Below are 13,895 nucleotides of genomic sequence, written 5' to 3'. Positions count from 1 at the left end.
TCTGATATCCCTCCTATGCATAAGTCCATACATTGTATGACGGAATGGGCAAATTGCTAATCATTATCAAAAAAACTTATGCGGTTCCGGATAAACTTTGCGCCTCAAGCCTTGCAGCCGTGCCATGCATCAATTGAAAAACTAAATAAAACAGTCCCTTCGTCTTCAATGATATGAATGGCAGGCTTGCCATATAACAAGGAAGAAGAGGGACTGCTGAAAACCTCCGATATTTATTTGTCAGGACCGTGCTAGCATCCTTTCAAGGGCAAGCCTTGCATTGGAAGCAACAGGCTCCGAAACTGTGATCCTGTTCACAGCATTTCCTTCCGCCGCCATCTCAAGCGACCAGGCCAAATGCGGAAGGTCGATTCTGTTCATGGTCAGGCAGGGGCACATATTCGGGTTGAGTGAGATGATCTTTTTGTCCGGATGGGATTGAATGATCCTGTTCACAAGATTCATTTCAGTCCCGATTGCCCAATGGGTCCCCGGAGCTGATTTTTCGATTGCCTGGATGATGAAATTGGTTGATCCGGCCAAGTCAGAACGTTCGACTACCTCTCTCCGGCATTCAGGATGCACGATGATTTTCATGCCAGGATAGTCTGCCCTGACCTGCTCGATGTTTGCCACTGTAAAGTTTTCGTGGACAGAGCAGTGACCTTTCCAAAGGATAACCTTTACTTCCTCCAGATTGCCTTCGTATTCAAGAATTTCAGAGATGGGATTCCAGACGGCCATTCTGTCAAGCGGGATAGCTAGATTGAAGGCTGTATTCCTCCCAAGATGCTGATCTGGCAGAAAAAGCAGCCTTTCTTTTTGTGTAAACGCCCACTCCACCATTTCTTCTGCATTCGACGAGGTAACGGTGGCCCCTCCATGTGCACCTACAAATGCTTTGATCGCAGCTGTTGAATTTACATAAGTCAGAGGCAGCATCGTATCGCCGAACATGGCAGATAGCCGGCTCCACGCTTTCTCAGTCTGGCGGATATCGGCCATATCAGCCATGGAACAGCCAGCCCTCATATCAGGCAGGTAGACCTTCTGACTTTCTGTAGTCAGGATATCCGCTGTCTCAGCCATAAAATGGACCCCGCAGAAGACAATATGCTCTGCGTCTTTATTCTCAGCAGAGAGCTGGGCAAGCTTCAGCGAATCTCCGGTAGCATCGGCAAATTGGATGACTTCATCTTTCTGATAATGATGTCCGGGGATGAAGAGCTTCTTTCCAAGCCTGCTTTTTACAGCCCGGACCCTTTCCTCAAGCTCTTCTGCTGACATTGTTTTATATTTTTCCGGCAGCATCACTGCCCCTTGCTCTGCTATCTCAAAAATATTCATCCTTTTACCTCCTGAAGCATTTTGACTTTCACACTGATATCCAGCGATTTGACAGAATGTGTGAGAAAACCGAGCGAGATATAATCAACATCTGTTTCCCCATAAGCGGCAAGTGTCTCCATCGTAATCCCGCCTGATGCCTCTGTTGTGATTCCTTCCGGGACGAGCGGCAGCCATTCCCGGATTTCTTTTGGTGACCGGTTGTCAAACATGATGACATCCGCCTTCACTTTAACCGCCTCAAGCACCTGTTCCTTCGTTTCTGTTTCAACCTCTATTTTCACCATGTGGCCAAGTCTCGACCTCACCGCTTCGACAGCATTAGAAATACTCCCTGCGAAGGAAATATGGTTATCCTTGATCATGACAGCATCATACAATCCATACCGGTGGTTAAAGCCTCCGCCTGTACGGACTGCATATTTCTCCAGCATCCTCAAACCCGGGGTCGTTTTTCTTGTATCCGTGATCCTCGTGCGGCTTCCGGCCATTAACTGTACGGCTTCATTTGTCCTTGTTGCAATCCCGCTCATCCGCTGCAGCAGATTCAGGATAACACGCTCCCCTTTCAGGAGGCTGTGAACCGGACCGTTCACCCTTGCAAGAGTCTGGCCGGCTCTTATCTGCCCGCCGTCCCTGGCGATTAAATCAATATCAATGCTGCTGTCCAGTAAAGGGAAGCCTGTCAAAAGGATATCAGCTCCGCAGAAAACGCCATCTTCCTTGGCCAAAAACACAATCTCCCCCTGCTCTTCTTCCCCAAATATTAATTCACTGCTCACGTCCCGGTCCCCGATGTCTTCAAGAAAAAATTGTTCAAGTAGCTGCCGCAGCTTTAATCTGTTCATTTTCCCCATCCTCTTCTTTTTGATCTTTCTGCTGGATTATTTGTACTCTCAGCCATTTCTGGTCATCCTCAAATGGAAAGTCGCTTCGGAAATGCCCTCCTCGGCTTTCGGTCCTTTTTAAGGCCGCTTCTGTGATGAGCCATGAGGCAATCAGCATGAAGATAACCTTCATATCCTCCCGGCGATACCCTTCAAGCGAAGCGCTGACCCACTTTTCCGCTCCAAATCTCTGCAGCCATTCCCTTTGTGCAAGAAGGCCGGAGGCGGTCCGGACAATCCCGGCATTCATCATCATTCGCTCTTTTATTTCCCCGATATTGGGCAGGTATGGCAAAGGGCGGGAATCTTCTGTCTCTACGCTCCTGGATCCCGCCTCATTGGGCTGCACCGGACATGATAAGATATACCGGGCAAGCTGCCTTCCAAAATAAAGTCCTTCGAGCAAAGAATTGCTCGCCAGCCGGTTCGCCCCATGGACACCTGTACAGGCAGCCTCTCCTATGGCATAAAGGCCGCTGACTGACGTCCTGCCGTCCAGATCGGTCCTGATTCCGCCCATCAGGAAGTGGCTGCCGGGAATGACCGGCAAAAGCCCCCGTTCAAGGGATATCCCGTTTTCCCTGCACATCTCCGTTATTGTCGGGAACCGGGAAGCGAAATTCCCGATAGAGGTAATATCAAGAAAAATGTCAGTTCCGCTATTTATATACTCGAAAATGGTTTGCGACACGATATGGCGCGGAGCCAGATCCTTCATAGGGTGGACGTTCTCCATGATCGCGCGGCCATCAGCTGTGACAAGCCTTGCGCCTTCGCCCCTCACAGCTTCAGAGATCAAGCCTGCGCCTTTTCCGCCGATTGACAATAATGTTGGATGAAATTGAATAAACTCCATATCTGCAACCTCTGCCCCAGCCCTGTATGCCAAGGCGATTCCGTCCCCCGTGACAGTTGCGGCGTTGGAGGTATAACTATACAGCTGGCCGCAGCCCCCTGTTGCAAGCACAATGTGATCTGCATAAAATTCAGCCTGTTTCCCATCCTGCCCTATGCCCCTCACCCCATAACAGCCGGAATCATTTGTCAGAAGATCATAGACAAAAAAGTCTTCAATGATCAAAGCTTTTTCATTTGTTTGTCCCAGTAAAAACCCTATCAGCTTTTTTCCTGTTGCATCGCCGCCTCCATGGACAATCCTTTTTTCCCGGTGTGCCCCTTCCATTCCCAGGAGAAGCTCCCCGGCTGTACTTCTGTCGAATGAACAGCCGGATGCAAGCAATTCATTGATCAATCCGGGAGCGGCTTCTGTCATACGTCTTGCTGCGTCCTCGTCATTATGCCAGCGGCCCGCTTCCAATGTATCTTTTAAGTGAAGAGAAGGGCTGTCCTTGCTGCCAAGAGCTGCCGCTATGCCGCCCTGGGCCATATAAGAATTGCTATCTGTCGCTTTAGATTTTGTGAAAATAATCACATTCATATCACGGCTGAGCTCCTTTGCCATTTGCAAAGCCGCCACACCGCTTCCAATGATAATCACATCGGTGCGATTTGCCATATTTTCTTCCTCCTGTTTTACAGGTGTCTTGACACCTATATTTACATAGAATTAAACTTATGACAAGTGATTTTTAATATTCATAGATTGGAAGCTGGTTTACGATGAAATATTTTGATTATGCTGCGACGTCTCCATTAGATCAGGATGCGGCAAATGTATATGTAAAAGCGGCCGGGGAATATTTCGGCAATACAGGCAGCCTGCATGACACCGGCAGCCGTGCAGCTTCCCTTCTCGAAAGCTGCCGTTCCCAGCTGTCCCTCATGCTCGGTGCCGAGAAGGAAGGGATTTTTTTTACAAGCGGGGGAAGCGAGGGAAATTTCCTTGCCATCCATGCACTGCTTTCTGCTGCGGAAAAGAAAGGAAAGCACATCATAGCAGGCAAGGCAGAGCATTCTTCTGTCCACAGTACACTCAGGCGGCTTGAGGAAGAAGGCTGTGATATAACACTCCTGCCTTTTGATGAAAAAGGAAGAATCAGAATTTCCGACTTTGAAGCTGCTATAAGGGAAGATACAGTGCTGGCTGTCATTCAGCACAGCAATTCCGAGATCGGGACCATCCAGCCAATGATGGAAATAAGCGCACTTTGCCGGAATAATGGAATTCTGCTGCACAGCGATATGGTCCATTCTTTTGGAAAAATGGAGCTGGCCGGCATTCTTGGACATGTCGACAGCCTTTCAATTTCTGCCCACAAATTTTACGGACCGAAAGGAGCTGGAGCTGTATACATCAGACCCGATCTTTCCTGGAAGCCTTATTATCCAGGCAGTTCGCATGAGAATGGTTTCAGGCCCGGCACTGTAAATGTCCCAGGGATAGCGGCTATGACAGAAGCCGCAGGCAAGGCATACAGCACCATGGCTGACTTTTCGGCGCTTGCTGACAGGCAGAGGAAAGAATTTCTTGGCGTGCTGAAAGAGGCGGACCTGCCTATTTCAGTATATGGTTCCGGCTTTTCCGGGGAGCAGCTTGCCTCTACGGTCGGGCTTGGGATCAGCGGGATTGAAGGACAATGGGTGATGCTTGAATGCAATCGGAGAGGATTTGCGATATCAACAGGAAGCGCCTGCCAGACAGGCATGCAGAATCCTTCCAAGACCATGCAGGCGATGGGGATAGAAGATGCTGCAGCAAAGGAATTTATCCGTATTTCCTTTGGGCGGGATTCTTCCTTTGAGGAAATCAGAGAACTTGGCAGCACAATTGCCGGCATCATCAGGGATTACAGCCGGCACAAGCCTGCCGCTGAATGATCGCTTTCAGGAAAATGCTGTGTTAAAATGGTTCATTATAAAAGGTGTTAGGAGAGTTTTGTATGAACGGACAGAAAAAAGTTCTGGGGGATGAACGGCGCTCTATGCTGCTGGATCTCCTGAAATCCCGCCAGGAGCCAGTCACAGGGAGCGAGCTTGCCAGAAAAGCGAATGTTAGCAGGCAGGTCATCGTCGGCGATATCACTCTTCTTAAGGCAAAGAATGAGCCGATCATTGCCACCAGCCAGGGATACCTCTATCTTCAGCAGGTTCCTCCCGCCCAGCTGTTCGAACGGACGGTCGCCTGCTCCCACTCTCCAGACAAGACAGAAGAGGAGCTGAATCTGCTTGTAGACCACGGGGCAACTGTTAAGGATGTGAAGATTGAGCATCCTGTATATGGGGACCTCACAGCATCCATCATGGTTTCCAACCGGCGGGAAGTCAAACAGTTTTTGGAAAAAATCAGGAAAACCAATGCTTCCTTCCTCTCAGAGCTTACCGGAGGCTTTCACCTCCATACCATCACTGCTCCTTCTGAGGCAATTCTGGATGCTGCAGAACAGGCCCTTTCGGAAGCTGCTTTCCTCGTTGACCTTCCGTAGAGCGGATGTTCATCCTAATACGCAAAAAGGCCGGGCTTCAGCAGCCCGGCCTTTCTTTTAGTAATTAATGCGCATTGGACGCCTTATCCCTCGTTTTCCTGCCAATCTGGTAATACGGATAGCTTCCCAGTATTTTCACTCCGCATCCCAGCGCTTCCAGCTCTGCTACCGCTCCCGGTATCAGGATATCATCGGCTTCCATATCAATATCAATGATGAAAAAATAATTGCCAAGCCCCGTTTTCATCGGCCTTGATTCAATCTTGGTCAAATTCAGCTTTCTCCAGGCAAATGCAGATAAAACCTGATGAAGCGCACCTGCCCGGTCTGAGGGCAAGGTCGCCATAACGGTCGTTTTAAAGCCCAGCGCCTTTGTTCTATCAAGCTTGACAGGCTTTTTCGAAATAACAGCAAAGCGGGTGTGGTTATATTGAAAATCATGAATATCCCTTTTTACAATAACCAATCCATATTCCTCTGCCGCGAGTTCATTGGCAATGGCGGCTGCCTTCATTTCCGGATTCTCTTTCACAAATTGAGCGGCAGCAGCCGTCGAGGTCATATTTTCTGACGGGATGCCCCTCAAATCCTGGTGCAGGAATTTATGGCATTGGGCGATTGCATGTGAATGGCTGTAAATGATTTCAGTATCCTGCCACTCTTCTGCATGCTCCGGATGCACCATCAGATGCTGGCTGATTGGAGCCGTTATCTCCCCGCAGATCGGCAAATCCACTTCATGAACCAAATAATCCAGCGTAATATTGACAGATCCTTCAAGCGCATTCTCAATCGGAACAACCGCAAAGTCAATTTCTTCATTCAAGACCGCGTCCATGCAGCCTGGAATGGTGCGGTAAGGGATAGATTCCGTCTCCGGAAACATCGCCCTTACTGCCAAGTCAGTGAATGTAGCCTTTGGCCCAAGATAGCCTGCTTTCATAGTCAATACTCCTCCCAAACAAATCCACAGTTCTTTTTATATACTTTAACACTTTACACTGTGTATGTCCTTAGTTTTCAAGATGGGAATGGATAAAACTCTACAAACCTGCAGGGGATGCCGCCCGGTTTTAAAAAAAGGCGCCGGGAATATGGCTATGCACCTGATCCCAGCACCTCTACTTTTTCAACAAATTCCAATTTTCTCAGCCTGGCCAAAAGCTCATCGATTTCAATTCCCATCCCGCTCGTATTGAGAGACATGGTGACATTCGCCCTGCTTTGCAGAGGGATGGTCTGATGAATCGTTAAAACATTGCAGCCTGAGGATGCAACAATCCCAAGCAGCTGAGATAATGTTCCTGACCTGTCCTCCAAATGGAAAAACAGGGTGATAAGCCGCTCTTTGATCACGGTATGAAAAGGGAAGACCGTATCCCGGTACTTATAGAAGGCACTTCTGCTCAAGTCGACCTTCTGGACAGCGTCCCACACCGATTCCGCTTTCCCTCTATCAATCATTTCCTTCGCTTCAAGCGTTTTTTTCATGGCTTCCGGAAGGACATCTTCACGGACCAAATAAAATTTCCTATCTGACTTATCCTGTCTCATTCCTTTCACCCCTTCGCGTAAAGCAGTGTCTATGTATGTATAATTTTTCCTTGAAAAAGCCATGAAGCCTGCACCGGCCCGTCACGGTTCCGGCGCAGCGGCTTTATATGCTATTCAACAAATTCAAATTCAAACTCAAGCAGCTTGATCGTGTCGCCATCCTTGGCTCCGCGTTCCCTCAGTGCCTCGTCCACGCCCATGCCCCTCAGCTGGCGCGCGAAACGGCGGACCGATTCTTCCCGTGAAAAATCGGTCATCTTGAACACTTTGATGACAGCATCGCCGGAAAGGACGAAGCTTCCGTCCGGATCCCTTGTGATTACAAACTCAGTCTGAGGCTTTTCATGCTTATAGACAACCCGGTTAATGCCATTATCCTCTTCTTCATCTTCCATGAGAGGGAATTCAGGCGTTTCCTCGATCTTATCTGCAACAGCAAACAGCAGATCCCTGAGGCCCTGCCTTGTAAAAGCGGAGATCGGGAAAATCGGGTGATCATCAGTCAGCCTGCTCTTGAATTCCTTCAGATTTTCTTCAGCTTCCGGCATGTCCATTTTATTGGCTACAATGATCTGCGGACGCTCTGTCAGGCGAAGATTGTACTCTTTCAGCTCTTTATTGATTGTCAGGTAATCCTCATACGGATCCCGGCCTTCCACTGCTGCCATATCAATAACATGGACAATGACACGGGTCCTTTCGATATGGCGGAGGAACTGATGCCCCAGTCCAACGCCTGAGTGCGCCCCTTCAATCAGCCCGGGCAGGTCTGCCATTACAAAGCTTCTTCCATCTTCTGTTTCAACCATCCCTAAATTCGGGGCGATTGTTGTAAAATGGTACTCGGCAATCTTTGGCCTTGCTGAAGACACAACCGAAAGCAGGGTAGATTTCCCGACGCTTGGGAATCCGACAAGCCCGACATCAGCGAGAAGCTTCAGTTCGAGGACTACTTCCCGCTCCTGGCCAGGCTCGCCATGCTCTGACAGCTCCGGCGCAGGGTTGGCAGGAGTAGCGAATCTGGTATTGCCCCGCCCTCCGCGTCCACCTTTTGCGATGATGGCCCTTTGCCCATGCTCAGTCAGATCTGCTATAACTTCTTTCGTATCCGCATCGGTCACAACCGTTCCCGGCGGAACCTTGATAATCATATCCTTTGAATTTCTGCCATGCTGATTTTTGGACATTCCATGTTCCCCGCGGGATGCTTTGAAATGGCGGTTATATCGGAAATCCATCAGGGTCCGCAGGCCTTCTTCCACCTCAAACACAACATCTGCACCCTTGCCTCCGTCCCCGCCTGCAGGGCCGCCCTTAGGCACGTACTTTTCACGGCGGAAAGCAACCATCCCGTTGCCTCCGTCTCCGCCTTTCACATATATCTTCGTTTGATCGACAAACATATTAAAAACTCCTCCTGTCTGCTGTATGTACACAAAAATGCGAAGCTACAGCAGTAAAAATCTGCTTTGCCCTAAGCAAGGCTCAGCGAATCCCCTTCCGGGCGCACCCAGCTACTCCAATCCCCTGCTGAATGGCATAAACACTTCCAGGGCCAGCTCCTGCTCAGACAGCTCCTCCATCTTCATCCTGATGGCCTGGTGCTGCTCTCCCAGATAAGATCTGATCGATTCTCTCTCTGTTATTATTCCGCTAAAATCAAAAAACAAACGGATTCCATCCTCCTGAGGCTCTATCAATACCGATAAATGGTTATCATGAAAGGGTTTGACCGAATCGTCCAGCCTTGCAAAAAAGGACCTTGTCCAGCTCTCCAGGAACTGGTCATCCAGTTTTCTGCACTTGACATCATCCAGCACCTCATACTCAATCTGGAACGAATGGTTTTCCCAATTGTAGGTAAACAGCAGGGAGGCAAATTGGGGAATATTCAAGTTGGAAAGCTTTGCTTCATTCTGGGCTTCTACAACGATTTCATCGATGATTTCCTTGGCTCTGTCATATTTGCTTAGGGAAAGATTTCCTTTAATTAATTGTATTTTATTCATCCAGTCATGGCGTGCATGCCGCAAAACCTCAACTGTGCTCCAATCTTTTTCCATAAATGCACTCCTACACAATTATTAGTGTCATAAGATTGCCTGCTGATAGTATATCAAAAAAGAAGATGGGAGTAAGCAATTTCCTGTTAAAATTAAGAATTCAAGGCAGCCGGGCACAAGCCGGCGAACCGCGGAAAAGCCACGGCAGCCCGATGGGGGATCCATGCCCTTTCCGCGGTCCACGCTTGATCATCAGCCCTATCGCTGGAATCGCATCTAAAGGAAAAAAGAAAACTCTAACCTGTCGGTTAGAGTTTTCTGTGGTAAGCTTAAGCTTCTTGAGCAGCTGGATAAACGCTCACTTGCTTGCGGTCACGGCCTACACGCTCGAACTTGACAACTCCGTCCACTTTCGCGAAAAGAGTATCGTCGCCTCCGCGTCCAACGTTCACTCCAGGGTAGATCTTTGTACCGCGCTGACGGTAAAGGATAGAACCGCCGGATACGAATTGACCGTCTGCACGCTTAGCGCCAAGGCGCTTAGAGATTGAGTCACGGCCGTTCTTTGTAGAACCTACTCCTTTTTTAGAAGCGAAAAACTGAAGATCTAATCTTAGCATTTGTTTCACCTCCTATTTTTTGAAGGTTATTTTTATGTGCTTGCCATACTCACGCTCAATCGTCTCCAATGAAACAATCATGCCTTCCAGCAGAAGCTGGACTTTCTCTTGCGTCTCTTCAGGAAGATCCTGCGGAATGTCGCATCGGAGAAAGCCGCTGTCTCCCTGTTCGATGTCAGGCTCGACTCCTGTCAGCGCCATGATGCTGTTGATGGCACCGATGGACACTGCAGAAACGCCTGCACATACGATATCTTTGCCATGGTTGGCAAAAAGGGCATGCCCGCTCAATGAAAAAGACCTGACGCGGCCGGCTTCAGTACGAATAATCGTCGTATGGATCATACAGCCAAACCTTATGCGTTGATCTTTTCGATCACAACTTTAGTGAACGGCTGACGATGACCTTGCTTTTTACGATAGTTTTTCTTCGCTTTGTATTTGAAGACAATGATCTTCTTTGCACGGCCTTGTTTTTCAACTTTAGCCGTTACAGTAGCGCCTTCAACTACAGGGCTTCCTACCTTTACATTGTCGCCGCCTACGAATAAAACTTTGTCAAAAGTAACTGTTTCGCCTTCTACAGTGTCCAGCTTTTCGATGAAGATAGCTTGGCCTTCTTCAACTTTGATCTGCTTTCCACCAGTTTCGATAATAGCGTACATGAACTGCACCTCCTTATAGACTAAGACTCGCCAATTGCAGGCGTTTTGCAAAAAGCAAAAACTTGAATACCTGCTCTGAGCGGTTGTAGCTTGGTGCGCTACAAACATAACATAAGAATACTATCATATATTCAGAGAGTGTGTCAATACATTATCCCGGTTTTAAATCAGGAAGCTTTATTGCTTTTTATGCTTCGCTTCAATTTCCTTCAGGCTTCCCAGCTGGCGGATTTCATAAAAAGGAATCCCGGAGTCTTCTGCAGCAAAAAAGAGCCTGAGGCCGCATGTTTCTTCCAGCCTTTTCCGGTGAATGCCCTGCTCGCCCGAAAAAACATCCAAAACATCTGCAGAGAGCCTTATGAGGGCGGCTTCATAATCGCTTCCCCGCAATTCCCAAATTTCCCGCTCAAGCCGGAAGGCCGCTGTCTCTGCACTGACCATCCGCCCAGTCCCTTCACAGGCAGTACACTTGACCGTAAGCGATTCAGAAAGGGCAGCACGCGTCTTTTTCCTTGTAATCTGCAATATGCCTAGCGGAGTGAACCCGACGATCCTCGTCCTCCGCTCATCTTTGCGGAGCTCTTTTTCCATCACCCTTGAAATATGCTGCCGGTCTCTTTCCTCTTTCATATCAATGAAATCAATCAGAATCATGCCGCCGATGTCCCTGAGCCTGATCTGCCTTGCAGCCTCTGCCGCCGCCCATTCATTAGTCCTGAGAACCGTGTCGCGCAGATTTTCCCGGCCGGAGTATTTTCCTGTATTCACATCGATGACAGTCAGAGCCTCTGCTTCGTCAAAGATAAGATAGGCGCCGTTATCAAGCCAGACGATTTTTTTTAGCGCCCTATCGATTTCCTGGTCAAGATTATAGGCAGAGAAAATGCTTTCCTTATTATTGTAGTAACGGACTACAGACTCTGCCGCTGCTTTTTCCAGTTTCTGCTTTACAGCAAGGTCGTCAACCACCACCTCGCCGGCTCCAAGCCTGGCCATCTCAGCTGCCGCTTCCTCCAGGAAGGTTTCTTTTTCAGCAAGCTTTGCAGGCTTCTTTACCGAAGCAGCCTTTTTAGCAAGCTCACGGTGTTCTGCACGAAGCTCCTCCAGTTCTTTTTGGAATTCTTCTTCAGATGCTCCTGCAGCAGAAGTACGGAAGATGAGCCCTTCTTCTTCTTCCTTCAGTTTCATCCCGAGCGTTCTCAGCTCTTCCCTTTCAGAGTCATTCTCTATTTTCCTTGAAACGGCCACATACCGGCCAAAGGGCATATAAATCAGCTTTTCGCCCTGGAATTCAATGACATTGGTAAGCCGGGGACCTTTCGTGCCCGCCGCATCTTTTTCAACCTGTACAAGCAGTTTTTCACCTTCACGAACAAAAGAGGAGATTGATTTTTTGTCTTTCTTCTCTTTGTCTTCGGCTGAACGCACATATGATGCGAGCCTGTCGCGGTGCAGAAACCCGCTCTTTTCTTCCCCAATCTCAACGAAAGCAGCATTCATCCCAGGCAGCACCTTTGCGACCGTCCCGAGATAAATGCTGCCTACTGCGGATAGATTTTTCGGCTGGTCAATGATCAGCTTTTCCGGCTTGCCCGATTCATTCAGAACTGCATAACGTTTTTCCCTTGTTGCGTAATTGATGACTAATTTTTTCAACTTTATTCCCCGCTTTGATATATCTAAAAATCTTTGTCTATTATTATCAAGCTTTAATAGGCATAAAGCAAATCAGCCATTCGTGCTGTGGTAAGCTTTTCGGAAAAATAGGCATGAAGGAGCTCATTCTCATCAAGTGCTGCATGCTCCTTTCCATCCTTTTCCACAATAATCGGATGCTTGGTGCCGCGCTGGAAACGCTCAAGCACTTCGACAACCATCTCATCCTCTTTGACGATCAATGGCTTCAGTACTTTGAACTCATTCCGGTTTCCATAATACCGCTCCAGCAGGAATCTCATAAAAATAAACCGCCGCTGCTTCCATTCAAAATGCAGGGAAAAAAGCAGGAAGCCGAGCACAATCCAGACATTCGGATTAAGGGGCGCTGCCAGCAGCATAACCGCAGCAAAAATAAGGGCTGCCCCAAGTGAAATCCTTAAGGCCTGTTTGTGGGCATCTGGGAACGCCTTCTTTTGGGACAGGTATAAAAACAGCAGTTTCCCCCCATCAAGCGGCCAGATAGGCAGAAGATTGAAAATCAGAATCATGATATTATATTGAAAAAAAAGCTCAAACAGTGCCCCGTCCAGCACTGACATACTATAAAGAATGTAGGAAAGGGCAATCAGCCAGACATGCTGGAGAGGCCCGGCCAAAATAACGGCCGCTTCTTCCTTCAGCGGCCTGTTTCCATGCTCATCCATTTCGGCTACTCCGCCAAATGGAAGCAATGATATTCTTTTAATTCGCCATGAAAAGCGGGCTGCCGCCCAGGCATGACCCATTTCGTGCACAAAGACAATCAGGAGGAGCATCATCACCTCCTGAAAACGGGCCGTTGCCACTGCCAGCCCGATGACAGCCCACAGCAGGGGATGAATGTGGATATACCGGAATAGACTGAGCATTTTAGTCAAATTGCATCACCTGGATCGGATCGATAAAATCATCGCCTTGCTTTAGCGCAAAATAAAAAGATCCTTTGCCGCTCTCCGGCACTTCAGCTGCTGTTCCCACTGCGACACCTTTGCCGATATAATCATAAAGATTGACCTTGATCTCGCTCAAATTTCCATACCATGTCTCAGTTTTATCAGCATGCTGGACAATGACGGTTTTCCCGAATCCTTCTTTATTGCTGGCAAACTTAACAAGCCCCTCTTCTACTGATTCCACATTTGCATCGATTGCGACCTCAATCGTCACCCTCTGGCCTGTCTCATCGAACTCCTCAAGAATTTTGCCGGAGGCTGGGAGCGCATATTCCTGGGCGGGAGCTGACTCATCCCTCTCCTTTTTTGAATCCGTAAAAGGCACCAGCGCCAAAGGCTCCCCGAACTGCTCTTCATACCATTCCGACACAGCGGCAAACTGAAAGTCAGTCTCCATCGTTTTGGCCACAAAGTTTTTGGCCGGCTCAAAGGCAGCTGACGGATTTTTGAAAAGGATGGCTGTGACTAGAACGAGGCATGCTGATGCCAGCAGCTTAAAGAAAAATACTTCTTTTTTAAAAAGGGGATGCTCTCCTTCAGGAGAGGAAGCTTCATAGGCAGGCATCTTTCCAAACCCGTGCTTTTCTTCCTCTTCTGCCCAGGGAAGCCTGTGCTGCAACTGTTTATTGATCCGTTCCTGGTCTTTTTTCCGCTTTTCGATTCTTTTGCGTATTTCATCTGCTCTTGAACGCATAATCTCCCCACCTGTCCCTAAACTGATTTGTACAAGTCTATGAGGGGTTTGGGGGGAGTATGACATTTTGGGGGAGAAAGAGGCGGAGAGA

General features: G+C 48.4%; 15 protein-coding genes and 1 other annotated feature. Of the genes, 2 read left to right on the top strand and 13 right to left on the bottom strand.

Translation table 11 applies throughout. The features are described 5' to 3' along the window. Positions 1-240 precede the first annotated feature (240 nt). From nadA to nadB, 3 genes are read right to left on the bottom strand one after another with little or no spacing between them, the layout of a single operon-like run. Positions 241-1,347 (bottom strand): quinolinate synthase NadA, encoded by a 1,107-nt coding sequence (gene nadA / locus Q9R36_RS15765; RefSeq protein WP_311225506.1) that lies wholly within the window; start codon positions 1,345-1,347, stop codon positions 241-243. After that, positions 1,344-2,195: a carboxylating nicotinate-nucleotide diphosphorylase gene (gene nadC, locus Q9R36_RS15760; protein ID WP_311225505.1), complete on the bottom strand. Its 852-nt coding sequence runs from the start codon at positions 2,193-2,195 to the stop codon at positions 1,344-1,346. The genes nadA and nadC overlap by 4 nt, the downstream gene beginning before the upstream one ends. Beyond that, entirely contained in the window at positions 2,164-3,750 is a 1,587-nt protein-coding gene (gene nadB / locus Q9R36_RS15755; RefSeq protein WP_311225504.1) for an L-aspartate oxidase, read from the bottom strand. The genes nadC and nadB overlap by 32 nt, the downstream gene beginning before the upstream one ends. A gap of 104 nt (positions 3,751-3,854) precedes the next feature. Here nadB and Q9R36_RS15750 point away from each other — a divergent pair, with 104 nt between their 5' ends. Continuing rightward, the gene (locus Q9R36_RS15750; protein ID WP_248137448.1) at positions 3,855-5,012 is read left to right on the top strand and encodes an IscS subfamily cysteine desulfurase; all 1,158 of its coding nucleotides are present in this window, start codon (positions 3,855-3,857) and stop codon (positions 5,010-5,012) included. A 62-nt stretch (positions 5,013-5,074) separates the two neighbouring features. Next, positions 5,075-5,617: a transcription repressor NadR gene (locus tag Q9R36_RS15745; protein ID WP_009796110.1), complete on the top strand. Its 543-nt coding sequence runs from the start codon at positions 5,075-5,077 to the stop codon at positions 5,615-5,617. Positions 5,618-5,681: 64 nt separating this feature from the next. Here the strand turns inward: Q9R36_RS15745 and pheA are convergent, their stop codons facing one another. The 10 genes from pheA to Q9R36_RS15695 all read right to left on the bottom strand — a co-directional run bounded on the left by pheA (position 5,682) and on the right by Q9R36_RS15695 (position 13,804). Then, a complete protein-coding gene (gene pheA / locus Q9R36_RS15740; RefSeq protein WP_129612107.1) occupies positions 5,682-6,560 on the bottom strand; it encodes a prephenate dehydratase in 879 nt (292 codons plus the stop codon). 155 nt (positions 6,561-6,715) lie between these two features. Then, the gene (locus tag Q9R36_RS15735) at positions 6,716-7,171 is read right to left on the bottom strand and encodes an ACT domain-containing protein (protein ID WP_035403585.1); all 456 of its coding nucleotides are present in this window, start codon (positions 7,169-7,171) and stop codon (positions 6,716-6,718) included. Positions 7,172-7,281: 110 nt separating this feature from the next. Further along, complete coding sequence (gene obgE, locus Q9R36_RS15730) at positions 7,282-8,574, bottom strand: GTPase ObgE (RefSeq protein WP_094766974.1); 1,293 nt, start codon at positions 8,572-8,574, stop codon at positions 7,282-7,284. 111 nt (positions 8,575-8,685) lie between these two features. Continuing rightward, positions 8,686-9,234, bottom strand: a complete 549-nt coding sequence (locus Q9R36_RS15725) for a sporulation initiation phosphotransferase B (RefSeq protein WP_009796106.1) — start codon at positions 9,232-9,234, stop codon at positions 8,686-8,688. A gap of 269 nt (positions 9,235-9,503) precedes the next feature. Next, the gene (gene rpmA, locus Q9R36_RS15720; RefSeq protein ID WP_009796105.1) at positions 9,504-9,794 is read right to left on the bottom strand and encodes a 50S ribosomal protein L27; all 291 of its coding nucleotides are present in this window, start codon (positions 9,792-9,794) and stop codon (positions 9,504-9,506) included. A gap of 12 nt (positions 9,795-9,806) precedes the next feature. After that, the gene (locus tag Q9R36_RS15715; RefSeq protein WP_009796104.1) at positions 9,807-10,139 is read right to left on the bottom strand and encodes a ribosomal-processing cysteine protease Prp; all 333 of its coding nucleotides are present in this window, start codon (positions 10,137-10,139) and stop codon (positions 9,807-9,809) included. 11 nt (positions 10,140-10,150) lie between these two features. Further along, positions 10,151-10,459: a 50S ribosomal protein L21 gene (gene rplU, locus Q9R36_RS15710; protein WP_009796103.1), complete on the bottom strand. Its 309-nt coding sequence runs from the start codon at positions 10,457-10,459 to the stop codon at positions 10,151-10,153. Between the two features lie 13 nt (positions 10,460-10,472). After that, positions 10,473-10,554, bottom strand: a sequence feature (ribosomal protein L21 leader region). Between the two features lie 82 nt (positions 10,555-10,636). Next, positions 10,637-12,115 (bottom strand): Rne/Rng family ribonuclease, encoded by a 1,479-nt coding sequence (locus Q9R36_RS15705; RefSeq protein WP_311225503.1) that lies wholly within the window; start codon positions 12,113-12,115, stop codon positions 10,637-10,639. 53 nt (positions 12,116-12,168) lie between these two features. After that, positions 12,169-13,035, bottom strand: coding sequence for a M50 family metallopeptidase (locus Q9R36_RS15700; RefSeq protein ID WP_101550413.1), 867 nt, complete (start codon positions 13,033-13,035; stop codon positions 12,169-12,171). Continuing rightward, a complete protein-coding gene (locus Q9R36_RS15695; RefSeq protein ID WP_129612109.1) occupies positions 13,028-13,804 on the bottom strand; it encodes a M23 family metallopeptidase in 777 nt (258 codons plus the stop codon). Before Q9R36_RS15695 ends, Q9R36_RS15700 begins: the two co-directional genes overlap by 8 nt. Positions 13,805-13,895: the final 91 nt, after the last annotated feature.

Source organism: Bacillus sp. AG4(2022), from assembly GCF_031844465.1.
GTDB classification, from domain to species: Bacteria; Bacillota; Bacilli; order Bacillales; family Cytobacillaceae; genus Bacillus_AB; species Bacillus_AB infantis.
The sequence above is the reverse complement of the archived record's forward strand: the minus strand, read 5'-3'. Positions and strand labels throughout refer to the sequence as shown.